The 14,939-nt window shown below is 70.3% G+C and carries 18 protein-coding genes; 11 read left to right on the top strand and 7 right to left on the bottom strand.

All coding sequences use genetic code 11. The features are described from left to right. Positions 1–31 precede the first annotated feature (31 nt). Positions 32–1,492, bottom strand: coding sequence for an FAD-binding oxidoreductase (locus FHP25_RS19225; protein ID WP_147848577.1), 1,461 nt, complete (start codon positions 1,490–1,492; stop codon positions 32–34). Positions 1,493–1,777: 285 nt separating this feature from the next. Here FHP25_RS19225 and FHP25_RS19220 point away from each other — a divergent pair, with 285 nt between their 5' ends. Together FHP25_RS19220 and FHP25_RS19215 are read left to right on the top strand one after the other, a co-directional pair. Then, a complete protein-coding gene (locus FHP25_RS19220; protein ID WP_178133637.1) occupies positions 1,778–3,193 on the top strand; it encodes a YcjX family protein in 1,416 nt (471 codons plus the stop codon). Continuing rightward, positions 3,190–4,182: a TIGR01620 family protein gene (locus tag FHP25_RS19215; RefSeq protein ID WP_147848575.1), complete on the top strand. Its 993-nt coding sequence runs from the start codon at positions 3,190–3,192 to the stop codon at positions 4,180–4,182. Before FHP25_RS19220 ends, FHP25_RS19215 begins: the two co-directional genes overlap by 4 nt. A gap of 67 nt (positions 4,183–4,249) precedes the next feature. On the opposite strand, the gene FHP25_RS19210 is transcribed toward FHP25_RS19215, so the two are convergent. Together FHP25_RS19210 and FHP25_RS19205 are read right to left on the bottom strand one after the other, a co-directional pair. Beyond that, positions 4,250–4,429 (bottom strand): hypothetical protein, encoded by a 180-nt coding sequence (locus FHP25_RS19210; protein ID WP_147848574.1) that lies wholly within the window; start codon positions 4,427–4,429, stop codon positions 4,250–4,252. Positions 4,430–4,690: 261 nt separating this feature from the next. Next, complete coding sequence (locus FHP25_RS19205) at positions 4,691–6,187, bottom strand: FAD-binding oxidoreductase (protein WP_147848573.1); 1,497 nt, start codon at positions 6,185–6,187, stop codon at positions 4,691–4,693. 134 nt (positions 6,188–6,321) lie between these two features. On the opposite strand from FHP25_RS19205, the gene FHP25_RS19200 reads away from it, so the two are divergent. The 3 genes from FHP25_RS19200 (at position 6,322) to vapC (ending at position 7,658) form a co-directional block, all read left to right on the top strand. Next, positions 6,322–6,921, top strand: coding sequence for a 2-hydroxychromene-2-carboxylate isomerase (locus FHP25_RS19200; protein ID WP_147848572.1), 600 nt, complete (start codon positions 6,322–6,324; stop codon positions 6,919–6,921). A gap of 78 nt (positions 6,922–6,999) precedes the next feature. Then, complete coding sequence (locus FHP25_RS19195) at positions 7,000–7,200, top strand: type II toxin-antitoxin system VapB family antitoxin (protein ID WP_147848571.1); 201 nt, start codon at positions 7,000–7,002, stop codon at positions 7,198–7,200. Then, positions 7,197–7,658: a type II toxin-antitoxin system VapC family toxin gene (gene vapC, locus FHP25_RS19190; RefSeq protein ID WP_178133636.1), complete on the top strand. Its 462-nt coding sequence runs from the start codon at positions 7,197–7,199 to the stop codon at positions 7,656–7,658. Before FHP25_RS19195 ends, vapC begins: the two co-directional genes overlap by 4 nt. Here vapC and FHP25_RS19185 read toward each other — a convergent pair. Both FHP25_RS19185 and cysQ read right to left on the bottom strand, forming a co-directional pair. Continuing rightward, a complete protein-coding gene (locus FHP25_RS19185; RefSeq protein WP_231712400.1) occupies positions 7,645–8,631 on the bottom strand; it encodes an L-threonylcarbamoyladenylate synthase in 987 nt (328 codons plus the stop codon). The genes vapC and FHP25_RS19185 overlap by 14 nt on opposite strands. Positions 8,632–8,755: 124 nt before the next feature. Beyond that, entirely contained in the window at positions 8,756–9,517 is a 762-nt protein-coding gene (gene cysQ / locus FHP25_RS19180; protein WP_408068535.1) for a 3'(2'),5'-bisphosphate nucleotidase CysQ, read from the bottom strand. Positions 9,518–9,656: 139 nt separating this feature from the next. On the opposite strand from cysQ, the gene FHP25_RS19175 reads away from it, so the two are divergent. Next, positions 9,657–10,430, top strand: a complete 774-nt coding sequence (locus FHP25_RS19175) for a 5'-methylthioadenosine/adenosylhomocysteine nucleosidase (RefSeq protein ID WP_147848568.1) — start codon at positions 9,657–9,659, stop codon at positions 10,428–10,430. Here FHP25_RS19175 and FHP25_RS19170 read toward each other — a convergent pair whose 3' ends face one another. Next, the gene (locus FHP25_RS19170; RefSeq protein ID WP_147848567.1) at positions 10,431–11,531 is read right to left on the bottom strand and encodes a TIGR03617 family F420-dependent LLM class oxidoreductase; all 1,101 of its coding nucleotides are present in this window, start codon (positions 11,529–11,531) and stop codon (positions 10,431–10,433) included. Between the two features lie 139 nt (positions 11,532–11,670). Here FHP25_RS19170 and FHP25_RS19165 point away from each other — a divergent pair, with 139 nt between their 5' ends. The 4 genes from FHP25_RS19165 (at position 11,671) to gloA (ending at position 13,492) form a co-directional block, all read left to right on the top strand. Continuing rightward, a complete protein-coding gene (locus FHP25_RS19165; protein WP_147848566.1) occupies positions 11,671–12,042 on the top strand; it encodes a hypothetical protein in 372 nt (123 codons plus the stop codon). A 140-nt stretch (positions 12,043–12,182) separates the two neighbouring features. Further along, positions 12,183–12,449 (top strand): hypothetical protein, encoded by a 267-nt coding sequence (locus FHP25_RS19160; protein WP_147848565.1) that lies wholly within the window; start codon positions 12,183–12,185, stop codon positions 12,447–12,449. Positions 12,450–12,584: 135 nt separating this feature from the next. Continuing rightward, positions 12,585–12,977, top strand: coding sequence for a ComEA family DNA-binding protein (locus FHP25_RS19155; protein WP_147848564.1), 393 nt, complete (start codon positions 12,585–12,587; stop codon positions 12,975–12,977). Between the two features lie 125 nt (positions 12,978–13,102). Continuing rightward, positions 13,103–13,492: a lactoylglutathione lyase gene (gloA, locus tag FHP25_RS19150; protein WP_147848563.1), complete on the top strand. Its 390-nt coding sequence runs from the start codon at positions 13,103–13,105 to the stop codon at positions 13,490–13,492. 62 nt (positions 13,493–13,554) lie between these two features. Here gloA and FHP25_RS19145 read toward each other — a convergent pair whose 3' ends face one another. Further along, on the bottom strand, positions 13,555–14,319 hold the full coding sequence (locus FHP25_RS19145; protein WP_147848562.1) for an SDR family NAD(P)-dependent oxidoreductase: 765 nt from the start codon (positions 14,317–14,319) through the stop codon (positions 13,555–13,557). 171 nt (positions 14,320–14,490) lie between these two features. On the opposite strand from FHP25_RS19145, the gene FHP25_RS19140 reads away from it, so the two are divergent. Then, positions 14,491–14,793 (top strand): DUF1127 domain-containing protein, encoded by a 303-nt coding sequence (locus tag FHP25_RS19140; protein ID WP_218578452.1) that lies wholly within the window; start codon positions 14,491–14,493, stop codon positions 14,791–14,793. Positions 14,794–14,939 lie beyond the last annotated feature (146 nt).

Below are 14,939 nucleotides of genomic sequence, written 5' to 3'. Positions count from 1 at the left end.
TAAACCCTTATGGAACGAGGCCGCGCAGGCATCACACCCGCACGACCTTGCCGGGGTTCATGATGTTCCTGGGGTCGAGCGCCCGCTTGATGGCACGCATGGCGTCGAGCTCGACCGGGCCGCGATAGCGCTCCAGCTCCTCGAGCTTGAAGCGGCCGATGCCATGCTCGGCCGAGATCGAGCCGCCGAAGCTGCGCACCAGGTCGTGCACGGCGTGGTTGATGTCGTCGCGGCGGGCATAGAAGGCGGCCTTGTCCATGCCGGTCGGCGACTGGGCGTTGAAGTGCAGGTTGCCGTCGCCGACATGGCCGAACGGCACCGGCCGCAGGTCGGGCATGACGGCCTTCATGGCGGCGATGCCCTGGTCGACGAACTCGGGAATGCGGTGCACCGGCACGGAGATGTCGTGCTTGATCGAGGGGCCTTCCAGCTTCTGCGCCTCGGAGTGGCTCTCGCGGATCTTCCAGAACGCCTGCGCCTGGGCCGACGACTGGGCCAGCACGGCATCGAACACCAGGCCCGCTTCCATGGCGTCGCCCAGGAATGCCTCCATCTTGGCCAGCATGCCGCCGCCATGCGCCGGCGCCGGCCGTGTCGAGGACCATTCGAGCAGCACATACCAATCATGGCGCTCGGCCAGGGGATCGACGCTGCCGGGGATGTGGCTGAGCACCAGGTCGATTCCCAGCCGCCCCATCAGCTCGCAGGAAGTGACGTTGTCCTCGCTGGCGGCATGGGCGCGCGACAGCAGCTCGACGGCGGCAGCAGGATTGCGCACCGCCAGCCACGCGGTCGCCACGTCCTTGGGCCGCGGGAACAGCTTGAGCACGGCCTTGGTGATCACGCCCAGGGTGCCCTCGGCGCCCATGAACAGGTGCTTCAGGTCGTAGCCGGTGTTGTCCTTCTTCAGCGCCCGCAAGCCGTTCCACACCCGCCCGTCGGGCAGCACCGCCTCCAGCCCCAGCACCAGGCTGCGGGCGTTGCCGTAGTGCAGCACCTGCACGCCGCCGGCGTTGGTCGAGAGGTTGCCGCCGATGGTGCACGAGCCCTCGGCTGCCAGGCTCAGCGGGAACAGGCGGTCATGCGCGGCAGCCTCGTCCTGGATCGTCTTCAGCACCGCGCCGGCTTCCACGGTCATGGTGTAGGCGGTGGGGTTGACCTCCAGGATGCGGTTCATGCGCCGCAGCGACAGCACGATCTCGCCGCCATGCTCATGCGGGATGCCGGCGCCCACCAGCCCGGTCATGCCGCCTTGCGGCACGATCGGCACGCCTGCCTCGGCGCAGATCCTGACAACCGCCGCGACCTCCTCCGTCGAGGCCGGCCGCACGACCGCCGCGGCGCGGCCGCGATAGTTGTCGCGCCACTCCACGACATGCGGCTCCATCTCGCGCTCATCGACGACGAAGCCCTTGTCGCCCACGGCACGGTGAATCGCATCCAGCACGGCGGTGGGGACGGCGTTGGGGACGGACGTATAGGTATCGGGCATCGGCCTGGTCTCGGTTGCCCCGCACAGTAGCGGCGCCCGCGGTGCCGCGGGAGCACGGTCTTGTCCCGATTGTTTGATAACCTCTCCCGCGAGCGGGCCACGGTATTCACACATCTGCACTGTCATCCCGAGCGCCAGCGAGGGATCTCCCGCGAAGGACGCAGGGTGCGCCATTCGCAGGAGATCCCTCGCTGGCGCTCGGGATGACAGTCCTATTTTCAGGGCGCGAACTCTCTGAGACTGGATGTGTGACTCCCGTAGCCCGCACGCGGGCGAGGGCACATCTTGTCACCGCCACAATGGGTGGCCACATTGGCGGCGATGATCGATCGCCTGGAAGACCTCTTCGCGCAGCGCATCAACCTGGGCGTGACCGGCCTGCAACAGGCGGGCAAGACCGTCTTCATCACCTCGCTGGTGCACAACCTGCTGCGCGCCGACCAGGCGGCCCAGCGCAGCCCGCTGCGCAACTTCGATGTCTTCGACCAGGGCCGGCTGGTGGCTGCGACCTTGCGCCACGACACCAACGCCACCGTCCCGCAATTCCCCTACACCCAGGCCGTCGCGGCATTGACCGGCCAGCAGCCGCACTGGCCGGCGCGCACCGAAGGCATCTCGCGCATCCGCCTGGACATCCGGTATCGCCGCGGCGACAGCCTGATCGGCACCGCGGCGCGCTGGCTCGGCCTGGACGAGGCGGTGCTGCAGCTCGACATCGTCGACTATCCCGGCGAATGGCTGGTCGACCTGCCGATGCTGGGCCAGGACTTCGAAGCATGGTCCGCCGCAATGCTGCGTCAGGCCCGGCAGGGCGCTCGCGCCGCGCTGGCGCGCGATTGGCTAGCCTGCATCGGCGAGCGCGGCAGCGGCCAGCCGCACGATGAGGAATGGGCGGCGCGGGCCGCCGCGCTCTACACCGAGTACCTGCGCCGCTGCGCTGCCGCCGGGCTGCGGTACCTGCAGCCCGGCCGGCTGCTGACACCGGCCGAGCTGAAAGGGGCGCCGGTGCTGCGCTTCTGCCCGCTGCCGGCGCCCGATGGCGCCGCGAAGCGCGACAGCCTCCATGCCGCCTTCGCCGCCAAGTACCGCGACTACCAGGAGAGCGTGATCCGCGCCTTCTACCAGCGCCATTTCGCCGGCATCAGCCGGCAGATCGTGCTGGTCGACGTGCTGACGGCGCTCAACGCAGGCGCCGAGGTTTTCGACGACATGAGCGCGGCCCTGGCTGCGATCCTGCAAAGCTTCGATCATGGCCGCAACGGCCTGCTGCAATGGCTGACCGGCCGCGGCATCGACCGCGTGCTGTTCGCGGCCACCAAGGCCGACCATGTCGTGCGTGGTGATCGCATCCATCTCGAGCACCTGACGCAGCGCATGCTGCACGTGCTCGACGAAAGCAACCGCATCAAGGCCGCTGCCGGCGTGAAGGTCGAGGCGATCGCTTCGGTGCGTTGCACCGACGACATGCGGCGCAGCGACACCGGGCGCGAGATCCTGCTCGGCCGGCGGCAGGGCGACGCCGCCGACACGCCGCTGGATCCGGGCGCCATCCCGCTCGACTTCCCGCCGCCCTGGGACTCGTTCAAGTACCGCTTCTGGGATTTCCAGCCGCGCGCCGACTCCGCGTGGCGCTACAGTGGCTTCCCCAATATCGGCGTGCCCGAGGCGCTGAACTACCTGCTGGGCGATCACCTGACATGAGCAGCCCGACACGCATCGTGGCCGAGCCCGGCCAGGTCGATCCCGCCGTGGTCGTCCCCGCCGAGCCGGCTGCCGCGCCGCCGCCGGTTGCGATCGCGCCGGGCGAGGTCACGGCCGCGATCGAGCCGATCGACGGCGACGCCGCTTCGGGGCCGCCCATGCGCCCGCCGTCCTCGCGCTGGGGCTGGGTGTTCGGCCTGCTGGCGCTCGTGGTCGCCGCCTTCGGCATCTACGGCCTGGCCGACTCGCTGATCGGGCTGTGGCAGCGCGACAGCATCGGCGGCGCCGTGCTGAGCCTGCTGTCGCTGGCCTTCCTCGCGGCGCTGGCGGTGGCCACAGCAGGCGAGCTGCGCGCGCTGCGCCGGCTGCGCGACGCCGCTCGCTTCCGCGCCGCCATCGAGGCGGCGCAACGGCAGGACTCGCCGTCAGCCCTGGCGGCCGCGATGGCGCCGGTGCTGGCCATGGTGGCGGAACGCCGTCCCGAGCTGGCGCGCGCCCTGCACCACCGCATTGACGGCCAGAGCGATGTCGCCGCCATGGTGCGCCAGTTCAACGCCGCCGTGCTGGCGCCGCTGGACCAGGAGGCGCGCCGCGCCGTGCGGCGCGAGGCCCTGGCCACCCTGGGCGCGGTCGCGGTCAGCCCGCACCCCACGCTCGATGTCGCGATCGTCGTCTGGCGCAGCGTCGCGATGGTGCGGCGCATCGCCGAGATCTACGGCCTGCGGCCCAGCGGGCTGGCGTCATTGCGGCTGGCGCGCATGGCCGTGGTCAGCGCCGCCACGGCGATGGTCGCGGATCCGGCCGGCGAGATGCTGGCCGACGCCCTGGGCGGCGGGCTGATCGACAAGGTGGCCGGCAAGGCCGCGGAAGGCTCCGTGAGCGGCCTGCGCCTGGCGCGCCTGGGCCTGCGCGCCATCGAGATCTGCCGCCCGCTGCCCTTCGCGCCCGAGGAGCGCAAGGGCCTGCTGCGCACGCTGCTGGAGGGCTGAGCCGCAAGCTTCCGCCCGTCGGCAGCCGAGGTCCGGCAGACCTCGTGCCCGAAGGCTCGACCCAGGCTCACGGCCCGTAAGAACCGATGTTGTACAGCATTTGGTCTTGCCAATACTTGCCGTAGTCGATCGGTGCCGGCGCGGTCGGTTGCGGCTGCGGCTCGGGCGCCAGCTGCTGCACGCCGGTATCGTTCGAGCAGCCCGCCGCCAGGATCGCGAGTGTGCACAGCATCGTCACGCGCCGCATGACAACAGCTCCATTTGGCCGCTGGCGCCGGGCCAGGCGCGGTGTCTCAGGCGGCGCTACCGCGCCAGAGCTTATCACGTTTAGGTAGAAGCGAGGTTCTCCCGGCTGTCATCCTGAGCGAAGCGAAGGATCTTGCGGTGTTGATCATAGGCACTGCAGGTGCTGGTGAGCATCAGCACCGCTATTGCCTGAATGACCCACCGCAAGGTCCTTCGCTTCGCTCGGGACGACAAGATCGCTTCGATCAAGTAGAGAATTGCTCTACCGCATCAGCGTCCCTTCGCGCACCGCCTCGCTGGGGTCGACGCGGATCACCTTGCCGGGATTCATGGTGCCCTTGGGGTCGAGCGCCTTCTTGATGGCGCGCATCACGTCGAGCTCGGTCTGCGAGCGATAGTGCTCCAGCTCGAGCAGCTTGATCGAGCCGATGCCGTGCTCGGCCGAGATCGAGCCGTCGAACCTGGCCACCATGTCGTGCACGATGCGGTCCAGGACCTTCACGGTGGGCGCGAACTCGGCCCGCGCCTTGACCCCGACCGGCGCCGAGAAATTGTAGTGCAGGTTGCCGTCACCCATGTGGCCCATGGGCCGCGGCCGGATGCCGGGCACGGCCGTCTCGGCCGCCGCGTTGCAGGCCTCGATGAAGGCCGGGATCTTCTCGACCGCCACCGAGATGTCGAACGAGCAGGCGGGATCGCTGTGCCGGCCGGCCTCGGCATGGCTTTCGCGGATATGCCAGAACGCCCTGGCCTGAGCCTCGTTCTGGGCGATCACCGCGTCGTCCACCAGGCCCTTCTCCATGCACCCGGCGAGATAGGCTTCCATGCGCGCCCGCATGCCGCTTTCGCCGTCCTCCGGGATCGGCCGGGTCGAGGACCATTCCATCAGGATCTGCCAGGTGTGGCGCCCCTGCAGCGGCCGCTGCGTGCCGGGGATGTGCTTGATGATGCCCTCCAGCCCCAGCTCATGGACCAGCTCGCAGGAGGTGACGTTGTCGTCGGCGGCGATGCGGGCCCCGGCCAGCAGCTCCAGCGCCGCCTTGGGAGCGGGCACCGCCAGCCAGGCGGTGGCCACGTCCTTGGGCCTGGGGAAGATCTTCAGCACCGCCTTGGTGATGACGCCCAGCGTGCCCTCGGCGCCCACGAACAGGTCCTTCAGGTCGTAGCCGGTGTTGTCCTTCTTCAGCGCTCGCAGGCCGTCCCAGACGCGGCCGTCGGGCAGCACGACTTCCAGCCCCAGCACCATGGCGCGGGTGTTGCCGTAGTGCAGCACCGTGGCGCCGCCGGCATTGGTCGAGAGGTTGCCGCCGATCATGCACGAGCCCTGCGCGCCCAGGCTGATCGGGAAATAGCGGTCATGCGCCGCCGCCGTCTCCTGGATGGTCTGCAGCACCACGCCGGCCTCGACCGTCATCGTGTAGGCGGTCGGGTTGACGTCCAGGATGCGGTTCAGGCGCGCCAACGACAGCACGATCTCGTCGCCGTCGCGCACCGGCACGCCGGCGCCCACCAGGCCGGTGACGCCGCCCTGCGGCACGATCTTGACGCCGTGCTCGCTGCACAGCGCCACGACCGCCGACACCTCCTCGACCGAAGCCGGCTTCACCACCGCCGCCGCCCGGCCCATCGTGAAGCCGCGCCAGTCGGTCTCGTGGAAGGCGCGCGCCTGCGCGTCCTCGACCATGCCCTTGTCGCCGACGATGGTGCGCAGCTTGCCGAGAAAGGCGGATGAAGGCGTCGTGATCAGCGTGTCGGGCATCGGGTTCCTCCGTGGCCTGAAGTCTAGCGGCAGACGTGCCGGCGCGAAACGGCCCTGCGAAATAGGTGGGATGCATGTAGCGTCGGACCGACGCTTCGCGCAGCATGCAAGCATCCTCTGGCCGAGAGCCACCCATGCCAACGTTGGAATTCTGGTACGATTTCGCTAGTCCCTACTCGTGGATGGCGGCGGAAAGGATCGACGGCCTCGCCGCCGCGGCCGGGCTTGCCGTGCGCTGGCGTCCGTTCATCATCGGGCCGATCCTGCGCCTGCGGCCCGACAATCCCTCGCCGCTGCAGAACGCACCGCCGGCCCAGCGCGCCTATCGCCGCCGCGATGTCGAGAGGCTATGCGCGAGATACGGCCTGCCCCTGCGCTGGCCGACGAGCTATCCGCGCAACGGCCTGCTGGGCGCCCGCCTGGCGCGGGCCGCATCGCCCGACATTCGCCCGGCATTGTCGCGCGCGATCTACCGCGCCAACTTCGTCGACGACCGCGAGATCTCCGACGCAACGGTGATCCGCGACGTCGTGGCGGCCCAGGGTCTGGACGCCGACGCGCTGCTTGCCGCGGCACTGACCGATGCGAACAAACGCGGGCTGGTCGCCGATGTCGACGCGGCGATCGCGCACGGCATCTTCGGCGCCCCGAGCTTCCTGATCGGCCCGGAACTGTTCTGGGGCAACGACCGCCTGGAGCTTGCGATCGCCTGGGCGCAACAGCCGTGGCTCTGACCGCGGCCATGCAAGGTGCCGTCGCCGATATTGCCGACACCTTGGTCGTTGTGTAAACTTCTGTGTGGAGACTTACACATGGCCACCAATCTTTCGATCGATCCCAAGCTCATCGAGCGCGCCCTGGAAGTCAGCGGTGAGCGCACGAAGAAGGCCGCTGTGACGAAAGCACTCGAAGAATTCATTGCCCGTCGCCGCCAGAAGCGGCTGCTTGAGCTGATGGGAAAACTCGAATGGGATACGTCCTTTGACTACAAGGCCGAGCGATCCCGGCAGTGAGCCTGTTCGTCGACACCAGCGTCTGGTCGCTGGCGCTGCGGCGAGATTCGCCGCAAGACGGCGCCGAGGTTGCTGCCCTCATACGCGCCCTTGAAAGCGGCGATCCCATCATCACGACGGGCTTGGTGCTACAGGAACTGCTGCAAGGGTTTTCAGGGCCCAAGTCGCGTCAGGCAATCCTGGAGCATTTCTCGTCCCTGCCCTTTCTTGTTCCAGACCGGGACGACCACATCACCGCCGCCGAGTTGCGCAACCAGTGCCGGCGCAGCGGACTGCAAGTTGGGACGATCGACGCGTTGATCGCACAGCTTTGCGTGCGCCATTCGTTGACACTTCTGACAACGGACCGGGACTTTGCGGGCGTAGCGAAGGTGGCTCCGTTGAAGCTGTGGCATGCGACTGCCAGCGTAGCCTCAACGGAGAGAATCGCCGTTCGCGCGTGGCCTAACCCAACTTAAGCATGCCGGGCGGGCGCGGCGCGGCGGCGCGGCGCAGGCGGTCGTTGATCGCCAGGCCCAGCCCGTGGTCGGGGATCGCCATCACGGCGATGCGCGCGATGTCCGGGCGGTCGAGCGCGCGCAGCATCGCGAACAGGTTGGCGGCGGCTTCGGCGAGGTCGCCCTGCGGGCTGAGGTTCAAGGTCACCGCCGCGCCGCCGGGCACGGCCGGGCCGAAGGCCAGCAGGCCTTCGTCGCTGCCGGCCCGTTCGGCATCCAGGCGCACCGGCCGCGACGGCGCGTAGTGGCTCTCGAGCTGGCCGGGGGCATGCAGGGCGCCGGGCGCGCCGATCGCAGGCCCCAGCGCCAGCGCGCCGATCACCGCCTCGATCGCCTCGCGCGTGGCGCCGCCGGGACGCAGCAGGGTGGGTCGCCCGGCCGTGAGGTCGACCACCGTGGATTCGACTCCGACCGCGCATGGCCCGCCGTCGAGCACCAGCGCCACGTCAGGCCCGAGCGTGGCCGCGACATGCGCCGCCGTGGTCGGGCTCACCGCGCCGGAGCGGTTGGCGCTGGGCGCCGCCACCGGCCGGCCGGTGGCGCGCAGCAGCGCCTGCGCCACCGGATGCGACGGCGCGCGCACCGCCAGCGTATCGAGGCCGGCGCTGCACAGCAGCGACACGGCGCAGCCGGCCCGGCGCGGCAGCACCAGCGTCAAGGGCCCGGGCCAGAAGCGCTGCGCCAGAAGCTCGGCTGTCTCGCTCCAGGCCACGTGCGCGCGCGCCGCCGCGGCGTCGGGCACATGCGCGATCAGGGGATTGAACTGCGGCCGGCCCTTGGCCGCGAAGATGCCGGCGACGGCCCGGTCACTGGTGGCGTCGCCGCCCAGGCCGTAGACCGTCTCGGTAGGAAACGCGACCAGCGCCCCGGCCTGGATCAGCGCCGCCGCCCGCGCGATGTTGTCGGCCGTCGGCAGGACGATCTCCGGCGTCATGCCGGTCGGGCCGCGCCGCTCCAGCGGCGCTCTTGCGATCGTGTTCCCCATCGCCATCGGGGACACCACAGCGACGAGCGCCGCTGGAGCGGCGCGGCCCGGCCGAGAGCATCGCGGGCGGCTCTCATGACATGCCGCCGCGGGCGATGAACCACGGGTTCTTGAAGCCGGGCTTGCCGTAGTCCAGCACCGTGCCGTCCTCGCGCCGCACGCTGCCGCCGGCCGCCTCGAGCACGGCCTGGCCGGCCGCGGTGTCCCACTCGCTGGTGGGTCCGAAGCGGGGATAGAGATCGGCCTCGCCGGCCGCGATCAGGCAGAACTTCAGCGACGAGCCGGCGATCTTGCGCTCGCCCACCTTGACCTGCTGGCGCTGCAGCCAGATGTCGAGGTCGCTGTACTTGCCGTGGGTGCGGCTGGTGTAGACCGTGGCCCCCGCCGCCGGCACCGGCCGCACCTGGATGCGCCGCGCCGCACCGTCGGCCGCGACCTCCTCGGCGATGCCGCCGCCGCCGCGCCACAGGCGGCCGCTGGCCGGCGCCAGCACCACGCCGGCCAGCAGCCGGCCGTGCTCGACCAGGGCGATGTTCACGGTGAACTCGCCGTTGCGCCGCAGGAATTCCTTGGTGCCGTCGAGCGGATCGACCAGCCAGAACGGCCGCCCGGCGACCACCGGCACGCGGCCCGCCGCCACCTCCTCCTCGGCCACGACAGGCACGTCGGGCGTCAGGCGCTGCAGGCCGGCCAGGATCACGGCCTCGGCGGCGTGATCGGCGTCGGTCACCGGCGACTGGTCGGGCTTGGCGCGCTCGCCGAGATCGGCCCGGGCGTAGATCTCCATGATGGCGGCACCGGCGTCGCGCGCCAGATCGCTGAGCGGCGGCAGCAGGACGGCCGGCGCCTCAAGGACGCGGGACGACGGCTCGGACACGGACTGAGTCACACGCGGGACTTTCACTAGGGTCGCAAGGCGCGCCCGTTATAGCCTAGGCGGTCCGTGACACCACCCCATCGCCCGCATCGATGCCATGACCCCGCCGTCGACCACCGCCCCGCTGGGCGTCCTCTCCGCCATCCCCGAGGAGCTGGCGCAGCTCGACGAGGCCGCCGGCGACACGCACCGGATCGGCGAGCTGGCCTTCACGCGCGGCGCCATCGCCGGCCGCAGCGCCGTGTTCGTCGAATGCGGCATCGGCAAGGTCAACGCCGCCATCGCCGCCACCCTGCTGCTGACCCGCTTCGACTGCCGCGCGCTGCTGTTCTGCGGCGTCGCCGGCGGGCTCGATCCCGCCTATGGCGTCGGCGACGTCGTGATCGGCGCGCGCAATCTGCAGCACGACTACGGCACCCTGGTCGCCGGCGAGATCCGCACCTACCAGCCCGGCGTGCCGTGGCTGTCGGGCCGTGACCGCACACCCGGCTACGACCTGCCGCCGGACCTGCTGGCGCGCCTGGGCACCGCCGCCGAGGCGCTGGCGCTGCCGCCGCTGCCGGCCGCCGTGACCGGCGCCGCCGGGCGCGTGCCGCGCGTCGTGCTGGGCACGATCCTGTCGGGCGACACGTTCCTGAACTGCGATGCCACGCGCCAGCGCCTGCACGCTACGTTCGATGCCGCCGCGGTCGAGATGGAAGGCGGGGCCGTGGCGCAGGTCTGCCGCCGCTTCGGCGACGTGCCGTTCGTGAACGTACGCTGCCTCAGCGACCTGGCCGGCGCTTCCAGCCATCTCGACTTCAGGACGTTCCTGCCGGCGGCGGCACACTTGGCCGCGACCGTGACACGCCACGCCGCGGCAGCGCTGTAGCTACGCCGCCGCGCCCAGGATCGTGCGCCGCGCGCGCGCCTCGCCCTCGGCCTGGATCGTCCGGGCCAGGCCGCGCAGGATCTCGCGATCGGCCTCGCTCCTGACGGCGATCGAGAACTCGCAGTCGGTGACGACATGGCCGTAGCGCGCGCACAGCCTGGCGGCGATGTCGTCGTAGGTCGCGATCGTGACGAACTGCTCGAGGATGTCGTCACTGATGTGCTGCGGCATCTCCTCCCAGCGCTGAGCGCGCGACAGCAGCTTCAGCCGGTCGGCGAGGTCACCCAGTCCGAGATGGTCGAACGCAGCGCGGTATTGCGGCGTCGAGGCGTAGAAGGCGATGCGCGCCCGCGCATCGCGCACCTTGGGCACCAGCTCGGCCTCGGTGGCGGCGGCGGCCACCAGCGGCTTCATGCAGACCCTGAAATCGTCCAGCGTACGGCCGCCCTTGGCGGCGCCGGCGCGCACCGCCGGCAGCATCACGGTCTCGATGTAGGACGGCGTGCAGACGGGGTGCGGCCGGATCCCGTCGCCCACCTCGCCCGCCACCTGGCACATCAGCGCGTTGACGGCGGCGATGTGGATCGGGATCGCCGGATGCGCGATCGGCCCGGGATTGAACAGCGGCACCATCAGGTTGATGGTGTAGTGCGGCCCTGCGATGTCGAGCGGCGTGCCGTTCTGCCAGCAATCCCACACCGCGCGCACGGCGCGCACGTATTCGCGCATCCACGGCCCCGCCGGCGACCAGGCCATGCCGTAGCGGCGCTCGATATGGGCCTTCACCTGCGTGCCCAGGCCCAGCGTGAAGCGGCCGCCGGACAGCTTCTGGATCGTCCAGGCGCTGAGCGCGGTGACGGTCGGGCTGCGCGGGAAGGCGATCGCCACCGACGTGCCCAGCCGCAGCCGGCGCGTGGCCTGCGCCGCCAGGGCCATGATCACGAACGGATCGTCCTTGGTCTCCTCGACCACCAGCCCGTCGTAGCCGATATCCTCGAGCAGCCGGGCGTCGGCGCCGACGGCGTGGAGGTCCAGCGGTGTCTCCGGCGCGCGCAGGCCAGGGTCCACCTTGCCCAAGGGAAGCAGTGTCTCGAGCCGCACCGTCGCGCTCCATCGCCGTGATCGCCTTGCACGAGCTTACTGCGGCCGGGACAGCGCGTCGCGCCGTGATCGCGCGCCGGTGACTGGCATCGCGGCATCGTCCGGTTCATGATCGCGCCTCCGACAATGGGAGGCTTGCATGCGCTTTGCCCTGGCGTTGGTCGCGACTGCCGCAGCCCTGAGCCTGCCGGCCCTGGCCCAAACCACCGGCAGCTACACCTGGACGGGATATGGCAGCGGCGGTGGCGTCGGCGGCAGCACCAATTGCAGCAGCTACAAGATGAAGATCGACGTCACGGTGAGCGGCACCGCCGTCAAGGGACTGTTCCAGCAGCAGGGCCGGCCGCAGCGCCATTTCGAGGCCACCGCCGACGCCAACGGCGCCTTCAGGACAAAGGCCCAGGTCGGCGACGGCGGCGTCATGGACGTCAAGGGCACGATCAACGCCTCGACCGCCGGCGTCGTGCTCGACGGCTATTGCAAGTTCGACGCCAAGCTGAAGAAGATCTGACCGGCGCGACCGCCGGCCGGCCGGCGGATCGCCCTGCTTTGGTCATCCTCCCGCCGTTTTCCGATGGCCTGTTGGTTGCACGGTCCGCCGTGGGACGCGCCATTGATCGCAGCTTACGCCGTTGTGCCGGGAGTGGCGGTATGGAGTTCTTTCGACCCCATATCCTGTGGAGCGAGCATTTGCGCTGGTACCAGCGCGCCGCCCTGGCGGCGTGGTGGCTGGGCCAGGCGGTCGGCGTGTCCTGCCTGGCGATCGCCGCCTGGGTGCTGATGAAGGCGAACTTCGCGCGCAGCGTCCAGCCCGGCGCCGCCCTGCTGCTGCTGATGGGCGTCGCCGCCGTGGTCATCGGCCGGATGCTGGTGATGCTCGCCATGCGCCGCAAGCGCCGGCGCCGGTTGTACTACTAGCGCCAATACAATCCATTGAAGCTGATCAAATCCTGACAGAATCGGCATCGCGCGGCGCCTTGCCGGCGCCCAGGTTGCATGCTCGACTGCGCCGGCGTCGCCATCGCCGGCGGCGCCTACGAAAGAGGTAAGCGCATGTCTGCACGCTCTCGACTGCTCGCGGCCATCCTGATGGGTGCGCTCGCCGCCACGCCGGGATCCCTCTTCGCGCAGACGCCGAAGCCGTCGACCACGGCCCCGGCTCCCGCCCCAGCCCCCAAGCCCTCGACGACGACGCCCGCACCCAAGCCGGCCGCCGAGCTGATCGACATCAACGCCGCGACCAAGGAGCAGCTGATGACGCTCAAGGGCATCGGCGAGGCCCGCAGCGACGCCATCATCAAGGGCCGGCCCTACCGCGCCAAGAACGAGCTGGTCGACAAGAAGATCGTCCCGCAAGCCGTCTACAACGACATCAAGGACCACATCATCGCCCACCAGGTGGCGGCGCCCGCGACACCGGCCACGCCGCCGGCAACCAAGAAGTAGCGGCGTCCGCCGGGCCACGCTCCGCCCGGCCGCCCTTCCGGCCACCACGGCCGGCGCCGCTTGACGCCGGCCGTGGGCGGCCTACGGTGCCCGACGCCATTCGGACAATCCGGCGGAGGGGATTCATGCGCCTGCTTCACACCATGCTGCGCGTCGGCGACATGCAGCGCTCGGTCGATTTCTACACCAAGGTCATGGACATGCGGCTGCTGCGCACGACCGACCGGCCGGAGCAGAAATATTCGCTCGCCTTCGTCGGCTACGGCGCCGAGAGCGAGCACGCCGTGATCGAGCTCACCTACAATTACGGCGTCGACAAGTACGATTTGGGCGGCGGCTATGGCCACATCGCCATCGAGGTGCCCGATGCCGCCGCCGCCTGCGAACGCATCCGCACGTCCGGCGGCAAGGTCACGCGCGAGGCCGGCCCGGTGAAAGGCGGCGCCACCGTGATCGCCTTCGTCGAGGATCCCGACGGCTACAAGATCGAGCTGATCGAGCGCAAGGCAGCCTAGCGGCGACGATCGCCACCGCGCATGCGGCGCGCCGGGCGCCGGGCTTCAAGCCGTAGGCCACCTCAGGCCAGGATGCTGGTCAGGCCGCCGTCGACCACCAGCGACTGGCCGGTGATATAGGCGCCGGCATCGGACGCCAGCAGCAGCAGCGCGCCGCGCAGGTCGGCCGGCGTGCCCCAGCGCCCCGACGCCGTGCGTGTCTCGAGCATCGTGTTGAAGGCGCGGTCCTGCTGCAGCGCGACGTTGAGCTCGGTGCGGATGTAGCCCGGCGACAGGCAGTTCACCGTCACGTCGGGGCCGAGCTCGGCGGCCAGCGTGCGGGTGAGCCCGATCAGGCCGTGCTTGGCAGCGACATAGCCGCCGACGGTGGCGCGCCCCACCACGCCCATCACCGAGGCGATGTTGACGATGCGCCCGTAGCGGCGCGACAGCATGTGGCGTCCGACGGCGCGCGCCAGCAGGAACGGCGCGGTGAGGTCGGTGTCGAGCACGCGGCGCCAGTCGTCGCTGGCCGTGTCGAGAACCGGCGCGCGGTAGATGACGCCGGCATTGTTGACCAGCACGTCGATGCGGCCATGCCGCGCGATGATGTCCGGCACCGCCGCTGCGATCGCCGCCTCGTCGGTGATGTCGAGCGTGACGGCCGCCGCGGCGCCGCCGGCGGCGCGCAGGCCTTCGACCGCCGCCTCCAGGGCCGCCGTGGTGCGCGCCACGCACACCACCGTGGCGCCGGCCTCGGCCAGCGTGCGCGCGAAATCCAGGCCCAGGCCGCGCGAGGCGCCGGTGACGACGGCGACGCGCCCTTGCAGCGAGAACAACTGAGACATCGCCGAAGCTCCGGATGGTTGTGTGATGACCGATGACGGCAGCAGAGCGGAGCGGCGCCGCCGACGCAAGCCGCGCGTGCGCCTCGAGCATTACGCGTCGCGTAATTGCTGACGTCACCGCCACGGCCTACGTGAAGGGCGACAGGCTCAAGACCACAGGAGGACGAAGCCATGTCATACATCCGCTCCCCGCACCACGCCGGCGATCATCTGTTCCAGAGCATCGCCCAGGCACCGGCGGCGCCTTCGATGCCGGCGCCGGATGCGGCGGCCGAGGCCGGCACGCCGGCCTCGGCGCTGCAGCGCATCGCTGCCGTGCTGCGCACCTGGCAGGCGCGCCGCCGGGAGCGGCTGGAGCTGGCGCAGGTCGACGAGCGCACGCTGCGTGAGCTCGGCCTGTCGCCGACGCTCGTCGACTACGAGCTGCGTCGCCCCTTCTGGCGCCCGACGCGCGACTGGCGATCCGGGCGATAGGAATCGGCGCGCCGCCTGCGCTAGCAGCCTGTCGGACTGAGGTTATTGGGTAGTTGATTGAGTGATTTTGAAAGCACCGAGGTCATGGGTCGCGATTTTTGGTGGTACTTTCCCCGTCAGGCGTGTGCGAGGGTGAACATCCGCTT

Origin of the sequence: Vineibacter terrae (assembly GCF_008039615.1) — a bacterium.
GTDB lineage: Bacteria > Pseudomonadota > Alphaproteobacteria > Reyranellales > Reyranellaceae > Vineibacter > Vineibacter terrae.
Note: the sequence above shows the minus strand (reverse complement) of the source record. Positions and strands in the feature narration are given on the sequence as shown.